The organism is Streptomyces sp. NBC_01077, assembly GCF_045162855.1.
Classification (GTDB): Bacteria; Actinomycetota; Actinomycetes; order Streptomycetales; family Streptomycetaceae; genus Streptomyces.
The window spans coordinates 9,604,136-9,624,694 of the sequence record NZ_CP108669.1 but is presented as its reverse complement, the minus strand read 5'-3'; the positions used below and the strand labels follow the sequence as shown (position 1 = coordinate 9,624,694).

The 20,559-nt window shown below is 65.7% G+C and carries 11 protein-coding genes and 5 pseudogenes; 11 read left to right on the top strand and 5 right to left on the bottom strand.

The annotated features are described in order from the left end of the window. Positions 1 to 1,393 precede the first annotated feature (1,393 nt). The 4 genes and pseudogenes from OG462_RS43205 to OG462_RS43190 form a co-directional block, all read left to right on the top strand. A pseudogene (locus tag OG462_RS43205) lies at positions 1,394 to 2,092 on the top strand (IS630 family transposase); the annotation flags it as partial. Between the two features lie 526 nt (positions 2,093 to 2,618). Beyond that, positions 2,619 to 3,065: a hypothetical protein gene (locus tag OG462_RS43200; protein WP_406053857.1), complete on the top strand. Its 447-nt coding sequence runs from the start codon at positions 2,619 to 2,621 to the stop codon at positions 3,063 to 3,065. 49 nt (positions 3,066 to 3,114) lie between these two features. After that, complete coding sequence (locus tag OG462_RS43195; RefSeq protein ID WP_406053859.1) at positions 3,115 to 3,462, top strand: transposase; 348 nt, start codon at positions 3,115 to 3,117, stop codon at positions 3,460 to 3,462. Further along, complete coding sequence (locus OG462_RS43190) at positions 3,455 to 3,697, top strand: hypothetical protein (RefSeq protein WP_406053861.1); 243 nt, start codon at positions 3,455 to 3,457, stop codon at positions 3,695 to 3,697. The genes OG462_RS43195 and OG462_RS43190 overlap by 8 nt, the downstream gene beginning before the upstream one ends. A 10-nt stretch (positions 3,698 to 3,707) precedes the next feature. Here the strand turns inward: OG462_RS43190 and OG462_RS43185 are convergent, their stop codons facing one another. Continuing rightward, a complete protein-coding gene (locus OG462_RS43185; protein ID WP_406053863.1) occupies positions 3,708 to 4,910 on the bottom strand; it encodes an IS110 family transposase in 1,203 nt (400 codons plus the stop codon). A gap of 619 nt (positions 4,911 to 5,529) precedes the next feature. Between OG462_RS43185 and OG462_RS43180 the strand changes: the two genes are divergently transcribed. The 4 genes and pseudogenes from OG462_RS43180 (at position 5,530) to OG462_RS43165 (ending at position 9,946) form a co-directional block, all read left to right on the top strand. Further along, entirely contained in the window at positions 5,530 to 5,754 is a 225-nt protein-coding gene (locus OG462_RS43180) for a hypothetical protein (protein ID WP_406053865.1), read from the top strand. A gap of 912 nt (positions 5,755 to 6,666) precedes the next feature. After that, positions 6,667 to 6,972: a hypothetical protein gene (locus tag OG462_RS43175; RefSeq protein WP_406053866.1), complete on the top strand. Its 306-nt coding sequence runs from the start codon at positions 6,667 to 6,669 to the stop codon at positions 6,970 to 6,972. 537 nt (positions 6,973 to 7,509) lie between these two features. Then, a pseudogene (locus tag OG462_RS43170) lies at positions 7,510 to 8,469 on the top strand (IS5 family transposase). Between the two features lie 82 nt (positions 8,470 to 8,551). Then, positions 8,552 to 9,946 (top strand): IS30 family transposase, encoded by a 1,395-nt coding sequence (locus tag OG462_RS43165; protein ID WP_406053868.1) that lies wholly within the window; start codon positions 8,552 to 8,554, stop codon positions 9,944 to 9,946. A gap of 429 nt (positions 9,947 to 10,375) precedes the next feature. On the opposite strand, the pseudogene OG462_RS43160 reads toward OG462_RS43165, so the two are convergent. Beyond that, a pseudogene (locus OG462_RS43160) lies at positions 10,376 to 10,537 on the bottom strand (IS5/IS1182 family transposase); the annotation flags it as partial. Between the two features lie 160 nt (positions 10,538 to 10,697). Here OG462_RS43160 and OG462_RS43155 point away from each other — a divergent pair. After that, the gene (locus tag OG462_RS43155) at positions 10,698 to 12,035 is read left to right on the top strand and encodes a M14 family metallopeptidase (RefSeq protein WP_406053870.1); all 1,338 of its coding nucleotides are present in this window, start codon (positions 10,698 to 10,700) and stop codon (positions 12,033 to 12,035) included. 1,024 nt (positions 12,036 to 13,059) lie between these two features. Next, the gene (locus OG462_RS43150; protein ID WP_406053872.1) at positions 13,060 to 13,809 is read left to right on the top strand and encodes a transposase family protein; all 750 of its coding nucleotides are present in this window, start codon (positions 13,060 to 13,062) and stop codon (positions 13,807 to 13,809) included. Positions 13,810 to 14,589: 780 nt separating this feature from the next. Here the strand turns inward: OG462_RS43150 and OG462_RS43145 are convergent. The 3 genes and pseudogenes from OG462_RS43145 to OG462_RS43135 all read right to left on the bottom strand — a co-directional run bounded on the left by OG462_RS43145 (position 14,590) and on the right by OG462_RS43135 (position 17,771). Beyond that, the gene (locus tag OG462_RS43145; RefSeq protein ID WP_406053874.1) at positions 14,590 to 15,438 is read right to left on the bottom strand and encodes a class I SAM-dependent methyltransferase; all 849 of its coding nucleotides are present in this window, start codon (positions 15,436 to 15,438) and stop codon (positions 14,590 to 14,592) included. A 515-nt stretch (positions 15,439 to 15,953) separates the two neighbouring features. Then, positions 15,954 to 16,163, bottom strand: coding sequence for a hypothetical protein (locus OG462_RS43140; RefSeq protein WP_406053876.1), 210 nt, complete (start codon positions 16,161 to 16,163; stop codon positions 15,954 to 15,956). 381 nt (positions 16,164 to 16,544) lie between these two features. Continuing rightward, positions 16,545 to 17,771, bottom strand: a pseudogene (locus OG462_RS43135) (IS110 family transposase). Positions 17,772 to 18,094: 323 nt separating this feature from the next. Here OG462_RS43135 and OG462_RS43130 point away from each other — a divergent pair. Further along, positions 18,095 to 19,333, top strand: a pseudogene (locus OG462_RS43130) (IS3 family transposase). The last annotated feature ends 1,226 nt before the right edge of the window (positions 19,334 to 20,559 follow it).

The window sequence follows — 20,559 nt, the reverse complement described above, 5'->3', positions numbered from 1 at the left end:
ACGCCACCCGACGACCATGCAGCCGGGATACGTTGGCGATCAGCGCCCAGAGACCCGAAGCCGTACGCGTTTCCAGCCGAGATCGGGCTGTACCGGTTACCGTTGCCGGTGCCGAAGAGGGACTTCGAACAACTGCGTAGAGGCGGCCTGAAAGGGGCAGCGGCTGCCCGCCGGGTGCGTGTATCCACCAGCGCGGGCCCGCTGTGGTCCATCAAGGCTGGACGATACTCCTGCCCGACACGCCCATCGACGCCCGCTACCTCAGCCAGGACGACCGGATCACCGCTCGCGGTCTCGATCGGCAGGTCCCGCTCCACCGTCTACCGGGAGATCCGACTCGGCCAGGGGCCCGGCGGCCGTTACAACCCCTGGCGGTCCGGCAACGAGGCTAGTCTCCGCCGGCGCCAGCCCAAGCCGGAGAGGCTCCGGACCAGCTCCGCGCTGCGTGACCTCGTCAACGCCAAGCTGGGGCAACATAGGGTCACCGCAGCAGATCACCCGCCACCTCACCTGCATCCATCCCGGTGAGCCGACGATGAACCTGCGCCCCGAGACCGTCTGCCGAGCCCTCCAGCAAGGGCTCTTCGCAAAGCGCCCTGCCCGGCCGCGTTCCCGCAGGATCCGGCGGAAGAAGCAGCGCCAGGGCACACCCACGAAGAACACCATCCCGAACAGGAGGTCCCGCCACACCCGCTCCCGCGAAGAAGAGGCACGCCAGGCAGGCCTCTTCTTGAACTTGCAGTACGGCGGTATCACCACACGGCCGCCCGTCTGAGCACCGAGCCCCTGATAGCCCGCGTCGGCCAGGATCTCCACGGTGGGCCCGTCGGCAAGGAGCTTGACCAGGCCCAACCGTCGGGCATGAGTGATGTTGACACAGCACGTCGGCTCGGCCGGGCTGCAGAACAGCAGCCGGCCGGAGGTGTCCCGTGACGACCATCGACTTCACGGCGCTCTGCTTGTCGCTTCTCCCGGTCCTCGCGCCGGCTGCGGGTGTGCCTCCCCGGATCTCGGTGCCGTCGATGATCCCCGGTCTGCTGGCTCACGCCGGGATGGTCAATGGCCTCGGCAGGCAACGGAGCCGGACACCGGGGTGACGGTGCAACCTCTTCTAGGCGAGCAGCGGCCGACCCCACCGATTGCGCGGGTGAGTGGTGGAACAGTCGACACCGAACCGCGAGGCCAGTACTCATGGGTGGCACCGTGGCGAAGCTGGACGAGAATGACCAGCAGCCGATCGACGAAGGCCAGCTTGCGCTTCGCCCCGGCTCCCACTGCCCGGCACCGCGGCCGCGAGGCAAGCACGACCTGATGCCGTTCGCGCCACAACGAACCGACCTTGCCGGCGAGTTCAGCAATCCCCGCAGGCGAAAGCCCCGTGATCAGCCGACTCCGGATCTGGCGGGCATTCGCGCTGGCACCCCACCGGTCCCAGACCTTCAAGCTGTCGACCGACCCGTTCTTCATCGACAAGGTCCGCGACGTCGTCGGCCTCTACCCCGACCCGCCGGAGAAGGCCCTGGTCCTCTGCGTGGACGAGAAGTCGCAGATCCAGGCCCTGGACCGGTCCCAGCCCGTCCTGCCGATGATGCCCGGCGTCCCCGAACGACGCAGTCACGACTACATCCGCGCCGGCACCACCACCCTCTTCGCAGCCCTCGAAGCCGCGACCGGCAAAGTCATCGGCTCACTTCACCGCCGCCACCGGGCCATCGAGTTCAAGAAGTTCCTGGCCAAGCTCGACAAGGAAGTCCCGGACGACCTGCAGATTCATCTCATCCTGGACAACTACGCGACCCACAAGACACCCGACATCAAGAAGTGGCTGCTCGCCCACCCGCGGTTCCACCTGCACTTCACACCCACGAGCGCGTCATGGCTGAACCTCGTCGAGCGATGGTTCGCCGAACTCACACAGAAGAAGCTCAAGCGCGGCGTCCACCGCTCCGTCCCGGCCCTCGAACGCGACATCCGGTCATGGCTGGCCGACTGGAACAACCAACCCAGACCCTTCATCTGGACCAAGACCGCCGACGAGATCCTCGACAAAGTCGCCGCCTACTGCCACCGAATCTCTGACTCAGATCACTAGGCACTGCTTCTCGGATCTCCTGACAGAGGTGGAGCGTTGAGGCCAGGCTCGTCGTATGGCCGTGGGGATCTGACGAACTCAGAGCGGGAACGGCTGGCGTCGTCCCTGCCTCACGCTGGTGCAGGTTGAGGCAGATGGAGTGACCACCGCACGGTCACAAACGTTCAGCGGCGTGACCTTCCGGAGCAGTTCGAGCCGTGGGAGACCGCCTGCAAGCGTCATCGCCTCTGGTCAGCGGATGAAGCCTGGCCGATGCTGATGCCTCGCATCCAGGCCGCGCGGGACCCTGCAGGCCGGACCGCGGGATCTCAGAAGGGGAACACTCAAGGGATGAACCAGGATAGTTCCGGTAAAGCCGGGCCACCTACCTCGCTCGCTTTACGGGTATGGCCCCAGCTACGAGCCTGAAGATCACCACACCGGTAACCATGCCTGAAAGGCGAAGTCAAGTACCGTCTACCTAATCAGAAACTGGTACTGAAGGTGTTCCATGGGCGCAGGGATAACCTGGCGTAAGGAGCAAGGCATGAAGAGGATAGTCCCAGCCCTGCTGGCCTCAGCAGCCGCAACTGCGGCGCTGATCACTGGTACCGCTGGAAGCGCCCAGGCTGCATCGGGGGTCACGTGCTCCCTGTGGAAGTCGGTCGCGCACGGCAACAAGGCAGGATATTCACTCACCGTCCGCTCTTGTATCCAATGGGACGGAACGAGCTCGGATCGCGCCTATACCGAAGTGCGCAATATAGACAATGTCACCCATTACGTGGATTTCGGCGCCGGCCTCTTCGATGACGGCAACGACAAGATTGCCAGCAAATACGCCTGGCAAGTCGCGATCGCACCCACGCAAAGCGCAAAGGTTTACACGAATTGGGTGGACGACTACACCTGGGGCCCAGAGAGGTCCCTCGGCACAGTGACCGTCACTGGCGGAGTAACGAACACTGGCTGGGTTGACGAGCCCTGGTTCTAGAGGGCCCGGTGATGTCGTTGCCGGAGCTGTCGCTTCAGGTGGTGCACCGGTGGGGACACGGCGCGGTGTACGACGCACTGGCCGACGGCCGGTCGATGTGGGCCGGCTGCGAGTCGCTCTGGCCGGCCTCACGCTGCCGCGTGGGTCTGACCGGCAGTTGTTGATCGCGCTGGATGTGACGCCGTGGCCGCGTCCGGACGCGGAGTGCTCACCGGGCCGGCTGACCTGTCACCGTCCGTGTCGGTGTGACGGGGTGCGGCAGACGATTCCGGGGTGGCCGTACCAGGTCGCGGCCGCGCTGGGCGGGGGGGTGCCCCTATGTGTTTGGTCAAGGTCGAGGACCAGTAGGTTCGTGTGGTCGAGGGTGGGGCCGAGCCGTAGGGGTGTGCATGGGTGATAGCCAGGTCACGATCAAGCTCACGAGTGACGAGGCGCTGGTGTTGTCGGACTGGCTGGAGAAGCTGCAGATGACGGACCTGAGCCGGGTTGTCGACGACCCGGCGGTCTGGGCGCCGATCCATCGCATCGCGGGGACGCTGGCCAAGTCACTTCCTGGGCTGTTCGCGCCTGACTATGACCATGACTTGAGGCCGCTCGGCAGCGGCTTCGGCCGGAGGAGGACTGACCGGTGAGTCTGAACCGTCACCTGGCCCCTGCGGGTTGGGGTTCGTAGAAGGTTCCGTCGCGGAGCATCGCGAAGAGGACGTCGGCTCGTCGTCTGGCGAGGCAGAGCAGGGCCTGAGTGTGGTGCTTGCCCTGGCTGATTTTCTTGTCGTAGTAGGCCCGCGAGGTCGGGTCGCCAAGGGCAGCGAACGCGGAAAGGAAGAAGGCCCGTTTGAGCTGCTTGTTTCCTCTTCTGGATGGCTGTTCGCCGCGGATCGAGGAGCCCGAGCTCCGGGTGGCCGGGGCGAGGCCGGCGTAGGCGGCGAGGTGGCCGGCGGTCGGGAAGGTGCTGCCGTCGCCGACCTCGATCAGGATGCGGGCTCCGGTCCTGACGCCGATGCCTGGCATCGAGGTCAGGACTTTGGAAAGAGGGTGGTCCTCCAGGAGTTCCTCGATCCGCCCGGCCAAGAGTTTCCGCTGGTCAAGCACGGCCGTCAGCGAGCCGGCGAGGCTCGGGACGATCAGTGCGGCCGCCTCGGTCCCAGGGACCGTCACGGTCTGCTCGTCCAACGCGGCGAAGATCTCCTCGACCAGACGCTCGGCCGTCCTCGGCGCCTTCGGCCGCAGCAGGGTGACCAGCCGCCGACGGCCGGCCTTGCGTATCTGTGCCGGTGATCCGAACCGTTCCAGCAGCGTGAGGACGGCCGGGTGCTGCAATCGCGGCCCCAGCACCCGTTCCAGCGACGGATGGATCTGGGTGAGCAAGCCGTGCAGCCGGTTCGCGACCCGGGTCGCCTCGCCGGCCAGGTCGTCGTCGAAGCCCACGATCATCTCCAGCTCGGCGATCGTCTCGTCCTCGCCGTCGATAGCCCGCAGCGTGTGCGGCATCGCGCGGGCCGCGTCCGCGATGATGAACGCGTCCCGCGCGTCGGTCTTCGCCTCGCCCGGGTAGAGGTCGGCGATCCGCCGCATCGTCAATCCAGGCAGGTAGGCGACCGGACAGCCCATGTCGCGGGCAACGGCCAGCGGCAGAGCGCCGATCGAGGCCGGCTGGTCGACCACGACCAACACCGTTCCGTGCTTGGCCTTCAGCTTCGCGAACAGCTCGCGAAGCTTGGGTTCGGTGTTGGGTAGCCGCTTGTCGAACGCCTTCTTCCCGGCCGGCGTGACGGCGGTGGCGTGGTGTTCGCCCTTGCCGACGTCCAGGCCGAGGAAGACGTCGATGTCGCCGGTATCGATCACGTGCAGGCCCCTCCATCACGCTTTCGTCCGGCCTTGCCAGGGCACCGAGCTGCCACATCCACGTTACGGAGAGCTCTTCCGGCTTGGGTGAAGCCGGTGCTCAAGCCCCTCATTAGCGGTCTGTCGATGCCTCCGGGCCCGGTGACACCACCCCCCGGATCATGAACAACAAGGGGGGGAAGTCATGCCGGACCCGAAGGCCGGAGGCCCCATTGCGGAGCCACGAAAAAGGTAACGGGGGGGGCGCACGTCGTGGATCGGGGTGCTGGACGCGGTCCGGCTCGGCCCGCATGATGATCCGACCGAGGTCACCGTCGCCCAGATCAGGGACCTGCTCGTCCGGCTGCGGGAGGCCGGGCAGTGGCACGAGGGCGACCCGGAGGTGCTGTTCGTGCTCGACTCCGGTTACGACGCCGTGCCCTGTCCTGGCTACTGCGCGAGGACCCAGTGCGGCTGCTCGGGCGGATCCGCGCCGACGGGGTCATGCGTCACATCCGGCAGGACGGCGCAAGGGCCCCGTCAAGGGCCGACAGCCGCGTCACGGCGAGGTATTCCGCCTCGCCGACCTTGGCCACCCACACCGTTCCGGCCCAGGAGTCCACCACTGTCCACGGCTTTGGTGCCGTTGTCGCTCGCTGCTGGAGACGTCTGCATCCGAAAACTGGAACGCCGCGGCTCATGGACCCGGCATGACGATGAACTCCCCATCGCGGAAGGGAAACTCGTTCACCTGGCGGTCGAGTACCTGCCTGACAACCGTGACCCCAAACCGATGTGGCTGTGGCACAGCGGCCCCGACGCCACCGCGCACGACGTCGACCGCCTGTGGCGCATCTCTGGCTGATCCTGGCCGCCTACACCCAGCTCCGCCTCGCCCGCCCCCTCGCCGCAGATCTCCGCAGACCCTGGGAGAAGCCGCTGACACCGGACACCCTCACCCCGCCGGGTCCTCCGCGGCTATCGCCGGATCCGGCGGAGCCTGGGCACTCCCGCGAAAGCGCCGAAAGCATCCCGGCCCCGGACCGGCCACCCACCAGGCCGCACCAGCAGCCCCGCGCGCCGCCGGAAAACACCACCACAAAAAGGACAACTCTCAGCCCGACGGGCGAGGGGAGCTGGTCGAGAGCAAGAAGGCCCGTCACCTACTCACCATGGAGCTTAACCAGCCCACCCTCTATGTCCGGTACCGCCGTCCGCCCTGAAAGAAGGCCACCGTGAAGTACTACGACCGGCACCGAAGGCCACGGCCGTGAGGAAACCCGCATCATTCAGGTCCTGACCGTCTCCAACCTCAGCTTTCCTCATGCCCGACTGATCGCCCGGGTCATCCGGTGCCGGACGGACAAGCCCACAGGCAAGCGGACCCGCGCGCCCGCATGACATCACCACCCTGCCGTCCCGCCAGGCCAAAACCCCAGAAGATCACCCTGGCCCTGCGAGGCCAATGGCGCTTCGAAATCAAGATCGACTACGTCGTGACACCGCTCGCAGATCCGCACCGGCCACGACCCCGAGAACATGGACACCCTGCGCAACACCCCCTCAACCAACTCCGCGCCACCGACATGACCGAAGCCCGTCCGCGATCTGTCCTGCGAACCCTTCACCACCCACTCGGCCTTCTCAGCTCCCCCGCTGAACAGCAGAAACCCGCGCGAAATTCGACTATGCAAGCGCCCTGGCATGACAGCAGTCGGTGGCCATCACACCACACGAATGCGAAGATGAGATGGCTTGTCATGCTTTTATGTGAATCATGGGTAGCGGTGGTCTCTCCGACCTCCGTCGTCTGGTGTGGCTTTGGTGGGAAGTGGCGATGCTGACGCTCGGTGCGGTGTTGATCTCCGTGGTTTGGCTGGCGGCTCTGGTCCTGATTACGGTCACAGACCGGGACGCGCTGGACCGCACCTGGGCAGTCGCGGCCTCGCTCGGTACCGCCGTACCGGTCGCCGTGGTGACCGTCGCCGCCACGGGCCGGATGTGGGTAGCGCTACTCATCGCGGCGACTGCTGGCGCAGCGGTGGCCATCCTGCTCCTGCATGGAGGACCCCGCGCCCGATAGTCCATCTCACATAGAGAGGGCGAGCAGCTCGTTCCGCGCATTCTCCCGCCGCGCTCGTCCTCGCAAGCACTCGTCATGGTGGGGGAGCCGGATGGTGCGTTCCTGGTCGACGGATGCACCGCGGTCGACCGCCATCAGGGCTGTCATCTGGTCTTCTGGGATGGTGCCGGAGAGTGTGCGCCGAGAATCGGCTGTTCACGCGACACCGTCAGCCCGGCCCGCTGCAGGGCCTCGACCGTTTCCGTGAATCGGTCGGGGTCGACAGCGAGGACGGCTCCGACCGCTCGGACGTGGCCGGCTTATTCACGGGGCCCTGGAGCAGGCCCGCACTAATCTCCTGGTGCGCGGTGTCAGCGGGACACGCCGGATCTGAGTGCCTGATTGAGAACCGATGACGGTAAGTGGAGTGTCACGTTCGCATGGTGGGGCTCTGAAGAGTCCGCAGAAGCAGCAGGACTCCCGTAACAACAGCGGTTGCGAAGCCAAACCGTTGTCACAGGAGTCCTGTCATACCGTTTTACCGTTCCGGGCTGTCCGATGCCAACTCGCTCCCTTCAGCGGGCTGTCCGTGTCCGGCAGGCCGCCATGGGCGGGGCGCCTGTGAGCCGGCGCATCTGGTGCGCTACCCGTCGGACACGAGTGATGCGGAGTGGCAGGTCACCGAGCCTTTGCTGCCCCTGCCGGCCTGGCGGTGGGGCCGGGGCGGCAGCGGAGGAGCACTGCCGCCGGAAGATCGTCGACGCCATCAGGTATGTGGTCGACAACGGATGCAAGTGGCGGGCGCTACCGGCCGACTTCCCGCCCCACCCGACTGTGTATGCCTTCTTCACCCGCTGGGAACGTGCGCAGTATGTCGACGACCTCCATGACACCTTGCGCGACCGCCTCCGCCGGAAGGCGGGCCGCGGCATCGAGCCCAGTGCGGCGGTGATCGACTCGCAGTCGCTACGGGCTGCCGAGACCGTCGCCGTCGGCAGCCGGGGGTGGGATGCGGGCAAGAAGGTGAACGAGCGCAAGCGGCATCTCGCCGTCGATACGCTCGGCCTGATGCTGGTCGTCCTGGTGACCGCAGCCTGTGTCCAGGACCGTGACGGCGCCCGGCCGCTTATCTCCCGGCTGCAGTAGATCCACCACCACATCACACGGGTGTGGGCCGACGGCGGATACGCCGGCAAGCTCGTGACCTGGGCGAGAGAGCGCTGGGACCTCACCGTCGAGATCGTGAAACGCAGCGACGGCGCCCAGGGCTTCGTCGTCCTGCCCCGCCGATGGGTCGTCGAACGGACCCTCTCGTGGATCTGCCGACGCCGACGCTGCGTCCGCGACTACGAACGCCTGCCCGCCCACCACGAAGCCATGGTCAAGTGGTCAATGATCATCCTCATGACCCGCCGCCTCGCCAGACAACAACCCACCCGCACACCTCACCGTGACCGGTTCTCAATCAGGCACTTAGAGATAAGCGAAAACTGTTCTGGATCATACAAGCCTTTGTAGTCCCAATCGAGGCAAGGTTAACCGAGTAGTCAGGGCGGATTCAACCGGTCGTCGCAACACCTCGTGATCATGGAGGTGTCGGATGGTTCGTCGTCAGCAGGCAGCGGATCGGGCGGTGCGGCCGAAGCTGAGGTCTCCGGGGCATCCGAAGTACCAGCGGCATGTCGAGGCGGCGTTCTGGACGGAGATCGCGAAGGGCCTTCTTGCCGAGGAGGCCGCGGGCATTGTCGGCGTGGCGCCGGCCGTCGCGACGCGCTGGTACCGCCAGTGTGGCGGTATGCGACCGTTCGATGCGAAGCCCTGTTCGGGCAGGTACCTGTCGTTTCATGAGCGGGAGGAAATCGCGCTCCTCAAAGCCCAGGGCAAGGGAGTTCGCCAGATCGCTCGAGACGTCGGTCGTGATCCGGGAACGATTTCCCGTGAACTTCGGCGCAACGCGGCCACCAGAGCCGGCAGGCGTGACTATCGCGCATCAGTCGCCCAGTGGAAGGCCGATATGGCCGCACGCCGGCCGAAAGCGGCGAAGCTGGTTGCCAACCCGCGGTTGCACGCTTACGTTCAGGAGCGGCTGTCCGGTCAGATCAGCACGTCACACGGCAGGGCGATCACGGGTCCCTCGACAGGCGCGTGGACGGGACGGAACAAGCCGCATCGCAAGGACCGTGCGTGGGTCCAGGCGTGGAGTCCGGAGCAGATCGCGAACCGGATCAAGCTTGACTTCCCGGATGATGAGTCCATGCGCATCAGCCACGAGGCGATCTACCAGGCCCTCTACATTCAGGGCCGCGGAGCGCTGAAACGCGAGCTGATCCTGTGTCTTCGGTCCGGTCGTGCTCTGCGTGTGCCGCGGGCGCGTTCCCGGCGCAAGACCTGGGCGCACGTCACGCCTGAAGCGTTGATCAGCGAGAGGCCCGCCGAGGCCGAGGACCGGGCTGTTCCCGGCCGCTGGGAAGGAGATTTGATCATCGGGCTGGAGCGTTCCGCGATCGGCACCGTTGTCGAGCGGTCGACCCGGTTCACGATGCTGGTCCATCTGCCCCGTGAAGAGGGATATGGCACGACCCCCCGCACGACGAACGGCCCCGCACTGGCCGGCTACGGAGCGGTCTCCATGAAGAGGGCACTCGCCAACACCATGGCGCCGCTGCCCGAGCAGCTGACACGGTCCGTGACATGGGACCGCGGCAAGGAAATGTCGGCACACGCCCAGTTCCGGGTCGAGACCGGCATCCCCGTGTTCTTCGCCGATCCGCACAGCCCATGGCAGCGAGGCACGAACGAGAACACGAACGGACTCCTGCGCCAGTATTTCCCGAAGGGCACCGACCTCTCGCGCTGGTCCGCCGAAGAAATCGAGGCCGTCGCCCACACACTGAACAGCAGGCCGCGCAGGACACTTGGCTGGAGGACCCCGGCCGAGGCACTCAACGAGCAGCTACTGCTGCTCCAACAGACCAGTGTTGCAACGACCGGTTGAGTCCAAGCAGTACACGATCACAGCGAACCGCTCCAGAAGTCGCAGCCGAGGGCAATCTCGCTTCCGACCAGCAGCCAGTAGATCCCATGAGTCGCTCGCCGATGGATAGTTGGTACTCCAGCAGCGAATCGCATCCTGGGCTGCTTCTCCTCCGGCAGTGACAGTGGCGGGCGGTGGCTTACCGATGTCGTCGCCGGTGGGACCAGGTCAGTACGTGAGATGGGCGAAGGTCCGTCGACGACCCACCAGTGGGTACCGAGCCTGGAACCATGCGGACGCCGCATCGGGCGATGATGGGTTTCGCGCCCAGGGCCCAGGCCAGACGCCGGTACTTGTCGTGGTCGTAGACGCGATCACCCAGCAAGGTGTCGGGCCGTCGCCGGGGTCGGCCGCGCTTGCCACGGACCGGCAGGATGGCCTGAAGCAGGGCCCCGAGACGAACGCCCGGCGTCCGCCGCGCCCCGCCATGGGTCTGCAGACCTGGATCTCGGTGGCATCCAGACGCAGCTCGGCACCCTCAGCCTGAGCATAGGCGAACACATCGGCCAGGGTCCGAAGCCGTATGCCAGGACGGTCGGGCACCACACATCCCGCTCGGCCAGGAGCCTACGCATCCCTCACCCGTCAACCGCAATCACGCGCCGGTTCGTTAGCGACCGAACATACCTTGACTAGTTCATGCCAGCACTGGACCATGTGCCCGGCACCCGCACATGTATGTCGCACACCCACACTCCACTCAGGAGCAAGCATGCGACTTCGAACAAACAGAAGAAAGTCAGCCGCTCTCGCGGCCCTTCTGACGCTCGCCCTCGCGGCGCCCCTCTCCGCAGGCGCGAACCTCGCCGAAGCCGACTCGGAGCCGACTCCGGCAGCCGAGGAAGTGATCCGCCAGTACGAGATCCACAGCCCGTCCACCGTCGCCGAACGTACCGTCCTCGCCGCGACCGGAGTCTCGATCGACGAGGCAGGCGACCACAGCACCGTCGTCAGCGCCAACTCAGCCCAGCTGCGCAAGCTCCGCGCGCTCGGCCACCGCCCCGAGGCTCTCCCAGCCCCGCCCGACCGTTCGGTGAAGGGCCTGGCCGTCCAGCCCTTCGACTTCCCCTCCGCCGACTCGAAGTACCACAACTACGCGGAGATGAACACGGAGATCGACCAGCGACTCGCCCAGTACCCACGCATCATGAGCAAGCGGGTCATCGGGAAGACGTACCAAGGCCGGGACATCGTCGCCATCAAGATCAGCGACAACGTCGGCGCCGACGAGAACGAGCCCGAGGTCCTCTTCACCCACCACCAGCACGCCCGCGAACACTTGACCGTCGAGATGGCGCTCTACCTGCTGCGCGAACTCGGCGCCGGCTACGGCATGGACTCCCGGATCACCGGCATGGTGAATAGCCGCGAGATCTGGATCGTGCCGGATCTCAACCCGGACGGAGGCGAGTACGACATCGCGAGCGGCTCCTACCGCAGCTGGCGCAAGAACCGTCAGCCCAACTCCGGTTCCTCCTACATTGGCACGGACCTGAACCGGAACTGGAACTACAAGTGGGGCTGCTGCGGCGGCTCCTCCGGCTTCAAGAGCTCCGCGACCTATCGGGGTGCTGCCGCCGAGTCCGCACCCGAGGTGAAGGTCGTCGCCGACTTCGTCCGCTCGCGCGTCGTGGGCGGCAAGCAGCAGATCAAGGCGGCCATCGACTTCCACACGTACAGCGAGCTTGTTCTATGGCCCTTCGGCTGGACCACAGCCAACACCGCGCCCGGCATGACTCAGGATGACCGCGACGCCTTCGCGACCGTCGGCGGCAAGATGGCCTCCAGCAACGGCTACACCGCCGAGCAGTCCAGCGACCTCTATATCACGGACGGGTCGATCGACGACTACCTCTGGGGCACCCAGAGGATCTTCGGGTACACCTTCGAGATGTACCCGACATCGTCCTGGTATGGCGGCTTCTACCCGCCCGACGAGGTCATCGAGCGCGAGACGAGCCGCAACCGCGACGCCGTCCTCCAGCTCCTGGAGAACGCCGACTGCATGTACCGCTCCATTGGCAAGCAGGCGCAGTACTGCACCGTCTGACACGCGGATAGGGGCGCCCTGGGGATTCCACGGCGCCCCTATGGTTGACGGGCCTAACCTCGGGCTTTCACTTGGAGTCCGTCCGGATCACGGACGGGAACGCGAAAGTGCCTTCTGAACTCGGACGATGAGCCTTGTTGAAGGCACTGTCGGTCTGGACAGAAGGCACTTTCCACGTCCAGAGCATCGGTCTGCGCCCCGAGCTCCATGTCTGTGCTGACGATGCGGGGGCGGTCGGTCACGCCGGAGCACGGCTACGCACTGCTCAGCCCAGTGGCATCAGCGACCGCGTGATCGAGGACTCAGCGCAGTGGAGTGTACTGGTCATGGCCCGGGCCGGATCGCCACGGACCTCGGTGATGTCGGTTGAGGGCGGCGAGGCGGTCACGAATCTGGCCATGCTACAGGACCAGGGTCAAGTGTTCCGTCCCGTCGCCCCGAAACCGAGGGCCTGGCGGCTGCTGTCGGCCGTCGAATATGTTCTGGACTGCCGGGTCCGGAGTCATGCCCGAGGAGTGGCCTGACGACAGGCAACCGACCCGCTGCGGCACACCGGCGGCGAAAGCCTGTGGACGGGAAGTACCCGGCCTCGTCCTGGACATCGATGCCACTCTGATCACCTGCCACTCCGAGAAAGGGGCGGCCGCGCCCACCGATAAGTGGGCACCTGATCTAGTAATTCAACGGTCTGCGGTCTGATGGCTGGGCAGTTTCTGGGGTGTGTGGCCGCGTTGTTTGTAGTGGCTGAGGCGGGCTTGGAACGGTCGATGCCGTCACCAGTGTGATGACCCGTGCAGGATGTGTTCGAAGGGCGCGGGTTGGCGGTGGGCGAGGCGGTGGATCAGGCGCCTGAGTTCGGCCAGGCCGAGGGGGGACGAGGCCGGAGGGTCCGTTTCTGCTTTGTCATTGAGCATTTTCAGCGTGGCCACCGATCGGGTGATGACCTTGGCGCCCGCAACGGACAGGGCTCCCGGGCCGTTGGGTGAGGTGTTCGAAGTCTCAACCTGCCGGCCCAGGAGCCCTGTTGGTTCCCTATCCTGCCGCACTCGACCTGCCTCATGCGCTGGTCGAGTGGGTCACGATGCTTATCGTCACCCGTGAGGGTGACCGCCGCTGCAAGCTCCCGCCGCACAAGCGCGCCCTCGTCGCTCTCACCTACCTGCGCAAGCACGACACTCTCGCGCAGATCGCCGCCGGGTTCGGCATATCCGTAGGCACCGCCCACGCCTACACCACCGCCGTCGTGCGGCTCCTCGCCGACCGGGCGCCGGGCCTGCTCAAGACCCTGCGCGAGCACGACCCGGACTACGTGCTCCTGGACGGCACCCTCAGCGAGTGCGACCGCCTGGGCGACGCACGCGCCGATTACTCCCACAAGCACCGGCGCCACGGCGTGAACGTGCAGATAGTCACCGATCCCCAAGGCCAGCTTCTGTGGATCTCGCCGGCCTTGCCGGGCCGCGCTCACGATCTGACCGCCGCACGCACCCACCGCATCATCCGGATCTGCGAACGCCAGGGCGTCCCGATCGTCGCCGACCGCGCCTACATCGGCGCAGGCTCCTGGGTCACCACCGCCATCCGCCGCCCGCCCAACGGCGAACTGTCACCGACCGAACGGACGCTGAACCGGGCACTCGCCCAGGCCCGCGCTCCTGTCGAACGAGGCGTCGCCCGCCTGAAGTCCTGGCGGATCTTCCGCCGGAGCCGCTGCAGCCCGAACCGCATGACGGACATCGCCGCCGCGGTCCTCACCCTGGAGAGGCAACGCTGAAAATGCTCATTGTCTCGCGGGCCCGCAGGACATTGAGGCAGGCGCCTGTGCGGGAGCAGGCCCGCCGAGCGCATGCTCGGAGCCGGGGAGCCGTCCGCGGCCGCAGGGGACGCGCAGAGCGTGAAGACCTCTGGCAATGTCGCCGAAGCCGGTCAGGGCATCGGAGCCGGCAAGAAGATCAAGGGCGAAAGCGCCACCAGGTCACCGACACCCTTGGACTGGTCCTGACCGACCTTGTCACCGCCCGCCTCGGTCCACGACTCCACCGATGGCAAGCAGGCTCTGACCGAGTTGGCAGCGGACCATCCGACCAAGGTGTGGGCCGGCAGCAGCTACCAGACCAGGGTCGCCAGCACGGCGTCGGCCTCGGGATCGATGTGGACGTGGTGCAGCGACCGCAAGTGAAGGGCTTCCAGCCAATACCCAAGCGGTGGGTGATCGAGCGGACCTTCGGTTGGCTGATACAGCACCGCCGCCTGGCGCGTGACTACGAAGCCCTGCCGCTGAGAGACTGGACGATGACTAACAAGATGACCGAGAACTCACGGGAGAGTCGGCACCACCCTGGCGGATCGAACGGGCATCCCGCTCGCAACAGCGTGAACATTAATCAGATGCCCCTCTAAAGCGTGGGCGCGGGCGGCGGGAGGTCACGGACGACTTCGCAACGTCGCATCGTTTCTCGGTGGATACAATCCTTCTTTCACCTTCTGATCGAGCTACCCATTCCCCCGACTGAACACATTTCAGTTTCACCGAGCGCTTCTTTATTTCCGCACATCAAAGACGTTCGGCGGTAATCAGCCAAGTCGCCGACGAATACATGATCCCATCCTGCTTCGCGTGACTCTCAATATTCGCGCGCAGATCGGCTAGGGCCCGGTCGCGGTTCTCAGCGTCTCCGAGCATCCACCCGAACAGAGTGCTGATGAACCAGAAGGCGTCATCCGCGTCATGACCAAAGTTCATGGGCGCGCTCAGTTTTTCGAATTTCGGCTCAGCAAAACCAGCCCCAGTGAGCAGATCGCGAACCCGATCCGGATCGAGCAGAGAAAACGGACCGGGCTCATCACCTGGAGGAATCGAAAATTCGCACCCCGCAAGGGTTCTGGAGAACGTTGTGAACCATTCATTACATGAGGGAGCCTGCCATACCAATTGGACCAGTCTTCCTCCAGGCCGCAGCGCCGTCGCAACGTTACTGAAGGCGGAGGCCGGATCGGAGAAAAACATGGTACCAGTCCGGCTGATCGCAACGTCAAATTCCTCACGGGGAAATGGGTGGACCTGCGCGTCGGATTGCTGGAATTCTATGTTGCTTAAGCCTTCCCGGATAGAGGTTCTTTCAGCTACTTCCAGCATTGCCGCCGAAAGATCCACGCCAAGAACCGAACCGCAGGTAGCGAAACGTGCCGCGTCGCGCGCTGTTTCCCCCGATCCGCAGCCGATATCAAGGATCCGGTCTGTGGAACGAATCGCCGCGACGTTGAAGAACCTCTTCCTGTATCCACGCATAGTCAGATTGAATCGTTCCGCATTTTTGGCCCAAAAAATCCCGACGTCACCATCCCACGCTCGCGCCTGCCTGGAGTTTCCTGGATTGATCTGCACAGATTCGAAAACAGTCACAATTTCTCAACTTCCTGAAATTATTCGGGTATCTCGGTGGACGTCCTGTGGATGCCCTGGCGGCTGACGGCTTCTTCTTGAATGCGTCAATGGGAGACACGCCCTGCAGTGGCCTCAGGAATGAAATGATTTCAATTCTCCAAGGCGGCGCAGTCGCTGGTTTATGTCGGCAAAGTCATGGGCAGCGGCGAGCTTGAGCCGCCGGTGCATTCCTCTAGAGTACCGCCCCACTCAGATCGAACTGCTAAAGAAGCTCAGTCACCCTTGCCTTCGCAGCCTTCAAGGAGAGCCGATGCAGCCGTCCGACCACGTTTCTCCTGCAGTGGATCTCTGCTGCCGCAAGCGTCAGCATCAGAGAGGCGCGGCGATAGCCACCCGTCAGCATTAAAATTCCGCATGCGCTCACAGGCGACCGTGCGGATCACCCTTCTCGGAGGCAACAGATACACACAGAGGTACCTCTGGAGAAGGCGAATCCACAGGTCGCGTTTGTCCGGGCATGGGACATGACCGCCTCACTTAGGATCTGCAGAGTTCTGTTCAGCTGTCAAAATGGCGAGATGGGCCATTATTTCCAAGCGGCCTGCATATTCACTGAGGGTGCTTAATTTCACGCCGCGAAATCGCCATCTACCCGAATTGATCTTTTTCGTCAATTGTTTATCCGTGCCGATCCAGTCGGGTGAGCAGCGTCTACTCATTTGTTGGGTCGCTTCTGGAACCATGTGGTCGTAGTAGCGTGTGGCTCGGGCTGGTACAGCGAGGCGAATGCTGCGAGGTCGAAAGGTCTCTTGACAGGTTCTAGGCGGATGGCCGGGCGCGGTGCCGAGCCGCCAGGGCCGGGGAACGAGCGGTTTCGAAGACCGTGCCCGCCACCCGATCGAGCCCCGTGTCCGTGGGGATGGTCACGTACTTCTCGCGGTTCTGGGGTGGCGCTGTCCGTATGGTCGAGGCGCGGAGAGCTCTCCCTGGATCTCAGTCACGGTGCGGGCCTTGCCGAGCTCGGTCTCCAGCCGGGCGTAGTCAGCCTCGAGCCGGGTTCGGGCTGAAGGGCAACGACCGGACGGGCCACACTGTTCGGGTCAGACACCCCATGTCATTTGGTGTCAAGTGGCGTGGAGGTTGGCGTGGTGTGACCAGGCGGTAGCTTCGCTGTAGAGGGTGCGGGTTTTGAGGCATCCGTGGAGGATGCCGACGAGGCGGTTGCCGACCTGTCGGAGGGCGGGGTTGTAGCCGACTTCGCGTGCGCGTTGTCTGTCGTAGTAGCGGCGGGCTCCGGGTGAGGCCCGCACGGCGGAGAACGCCTGGGTCTGGAGGGCGTCGGCGAGGCGGTTGTTGCGGACGTAGCGGGCCTGGACGTGGTGGCTCTTGCCGGAGGCCCGGGTGATCGGGCTGGTGCCGGCGTAGTTCTTGCGGGCCTTCGCGCTGTCGTAGCGGGCGGGGGCGTCCCCGAACTCGGCGAGCACCCGGGCACTGGTGATCTCCGCGATGCCGGGCATCGAGAGGTAGATCTCAGCGTCCGGGTGCGCCAGAAAATGCGCCTTCACCTGTACTCCATCGCGGCGATCTGCTCGTTCAGCGCGATCAGCAGCCGCGCGTGGTCCGCGGTGGTGGCCGCGTAGGCGGCTGTGACCGGCTCGGGCAGTCCAAGCTGCGGCTCGCGCAGAGCGGTGAGGACAGCGGCCGCCTTCGCGTCGCGGTTGCGCCGGCGGTGGCGGTGGCGGTGGCGGGCCAGGACGGCGGTGATCTGGGTGCGGGTCAGTTTCGCCGCCACTGCTGGTGTGGGTGCTTTGACCAGCAGTTCCAGCGCATCCATGCTCGTCAGGGTCAGATCTGCGTAGGCGTTCAGGGCGGCGGGAAAGTACTCCCGCAGCGTGGTGCGCAACCGGTGGAAGGTGCGGGTGCGTTCCCAGATGAGAGTCTGGTGGGCGCGGGCGACGACCTTGACGGCCTGGGCCTGCTCGCTGTCCCCGGCCACCGGCCGCAGCTGGGCACGGTCGAGACGGACCATGTCGGCCAGCGCGTGGGCATCACCCTTGTCGCTCTTGGCACCGGAGGACGCGTGCCGCTCCTTGAAGCGGACGACCTGACGGGGGTTGATCGCGTAGACCTGATAACCGGAGGCGATCAGGGCCTGCACCCACGAACCACGGTCGGTCTCGATCCCGACCACCACGTCCGCCGGCTTCAGGCCCTCGCCGCCGTGACGGGCGATGAGCTCGTGCAGTCTGGCGATGCCTGCCACCCCCTCGGGCAGGTTCACGGCGGCCAGCCTCGTCCTGGAGCTCGACATCGTGGTGATCTTCGGCCCAGTCGTCACCGATCAGCAGCAACAGACCCTCCCCAGTCAGTACTTCACCCAACAGCGGTGCAGCCAGCGGAAGGCACGGCACGCGGCCTAATGGATCTAGTGCTCACGCCCTGACGGGCGGGCACGCCACCCCATCAGCGGTCTGGCCTCCCGGCCGACCATCAGGGGCACGGTCTGACCCCAGAACTCGAATGGTTCTGGCAGCGATAGTGCTCACCTGCTGGCGGCTACGGAACCGAGCATTCCCCGGTTCCGTAGCTCCCATTAGGCAGCCGTGAGCTGCTCTTGCTCTCGGGAGTCCCTGAAGCCTGGACTACGGTCCGGGCATGAGGAGAACCACGAGCTGTGCCAGCACCACGTAAGTACCCCGATGAACTTCGTGAGCGCGCCGTGCGCGAAGTCCGCTCGACCGGCCGGCCGGTGACCCACGTCGCCCGTGACCTGGGCATCCACAAGGAGGCCCTGCGGTCCTGGGTCCGTCAGGCCGAGGCTGACGCGGGCGAGCGCGACGACCGGCTCGCCACCCTTGAACGCGACGAGCTGAAGGAACTCCGCAAGGAGAACGCCGAGTTGAGGCGGGCGAATGAGATCCTGAAAGCGGCCAGCGTGTTTTTCGCCCAGGAGATCGACCGTCCCCGGACGAGGCCGAGCAGGTGATCGACCACCTGCGCGACGGCTTCGGGGTCGATCCCGTATGCCGGGTGCTGGACCTGTCCCCATCGACGTACTTCGCACGCAGGACACGGCCGAAATCGGCCCGCCGACTCCGCGACGAGGAACTGATGTTGCTGGTCACAGCGGTGTGGGAGGACTCCGGCCGGACCTACAGAGCCCGCCGGATCACCCGGGCCCTGGTCCGCGCCGGGCACCGGGTCGCGCGGGCACCGTCGAGCGGCTGATGCGCGAGCTCGGCATCGAGGGCATCATCCGCGGCCGGCGCCGCCGCACCACGATCCCGGAACCGACCGCCCCGCGCGCCCGCCCGACCTGGTCAGCCGGCAGTTCGAGGCCGAGCGCCCGAGCCAGCTCTGGCTGGCTGATCTGCCCTACGTCCGCACCTGGTCGGGCTGGGTCTACGTGGCGTTCGTCCTGGACGCGTACTCCCGCCGGATCGTGGGCTGGCAGGTCGCGGACCACATGCGGACCGACCTGCCGCTGGACGCGCTGGAGATGGCTCTGTGGCGGCAGAAGATCAAGACGGATGCCGATCTGATCCATCACAGCGACCACGGGTCGCAATACGTGTCCATTCGCTACACGGAGCGATTGACCGAGGTCGGCGCCTCGGCATCGGTCGGGTCCGTTGCCGACTCATACGACAACGCCATGGCCGAGGCCCTGAACGGCACTTTCAAAGCCGAGTTGATCGAGCATCAGGGGCCGTGGCGGGACTTCGGCCAGGTCGAACGGGCCGTCCTCCGGTGGGTCGCCTGGTACAACGGCGAACGACTCCACTCCGCCCTCGACTACGTCCCGCCAGATGAGTACGAACACGCGTACTGGGAACACCGGGCGCAAGACCCGCAACCGCTTGATCACACGATCGCGGACTCCACAAAAGTCGGGGCCGCTCATGTTGGTTGACGGCATCCGGGGCTGTCCCCTGGGCGGGTGGGACGACGAGGCTCCGGACGGCACCGTGGAGGGCCGTGCCACCGAACTGAGCGCGCCGAAGCCGGCGAACAGTTCGCGTACGTCTTCGACGTGGGCGACGGCTGGGACCGCTTGTGCACGGTGGCCGAGAAGCGCAGCGCATCAACCCCCTCGATGAACTCGGCGCGGTATCGGACCGGCCCGTTTCCTATCGGGCTCTCGGCTGCTTCCCCGACCAGTACGCACTCCGCCGGGACGGGGACGGTGGGGAGTCGCCCATGCCGAAGCGGCCAGGTCGCGGGTTCAGTGATCTGCCGTGGTGGGGCCGAAGATGACCTCACTCTGCATACAGGAGGTGGCCGCGAGCGGGAAGTACAGCCGGCCGCTGGTCCCCCGCCCGCTCGGCAGCCCCTGACCCAGGCGGGGGCACCACACGCTTCCTCGGGGACATTGTCCTGTACTGGCGAGTGCGGTGGCAGCGCCCTGTCAGCGCGCCTGCCCTCCGCGCGGACGGCGCGGTCCAGAGCCGGGTCGCCGGAGGTGCGGGTCGCGGTCGGCTGGTGGGGACGGAGAGGAGAAGCCGCCCGGAACAGCGGAACGTGGGGGTGAAGGCAACGTCACCGTGGACGGCCTTGTGGTGTCGGGCCGTTGGGTCACGGCACGGGTGATGATCCTGGCATGAGGGATCAGAGGAGCGCAGGCGACGCAGACCTCCTCAACGCTCCACACCCGGCCGAAGGCCGGGTCGTGGCGCAGGATCAGCGCCGCGGTGCCGGTGCAGTACACCTTGGTGTCCTCGTGGGCGGCGCAATGCTCAGTGCGACAGTGGCACGCGGCGTTGGGTCGTAGCGTGGCAGCTTTGGCGTGGGCAGCGGCATGCTGGGCGGCGAACGTGCGCAGCGACGCCAGGTCCTTCGAGCGAGGCGGCATCCGGCACGCGGCAGTGGAACAAGTGACCGTGGCAGTGCGGTTACCGTAGCCGGTCAGGCGCACGGTCCAGAACCTTCCCAGAACACGTGCCGTGCCAGGGGCAGGGCTGGTTTCGCTGCAGGTGCTTGTCAACAGGACGGTCCATTCGGGTTGGTCGGTGAGACATCCGTTCCACTATGAGCCAAGGCCGTCGGGTGGACCAGCGGCAGATGTTGAAGAAGTACCGCATGCTCAGCTGCAGATACGGGGTGCGGTGGAACTGGCAGACGCGCCGGATTCAAGTCCGA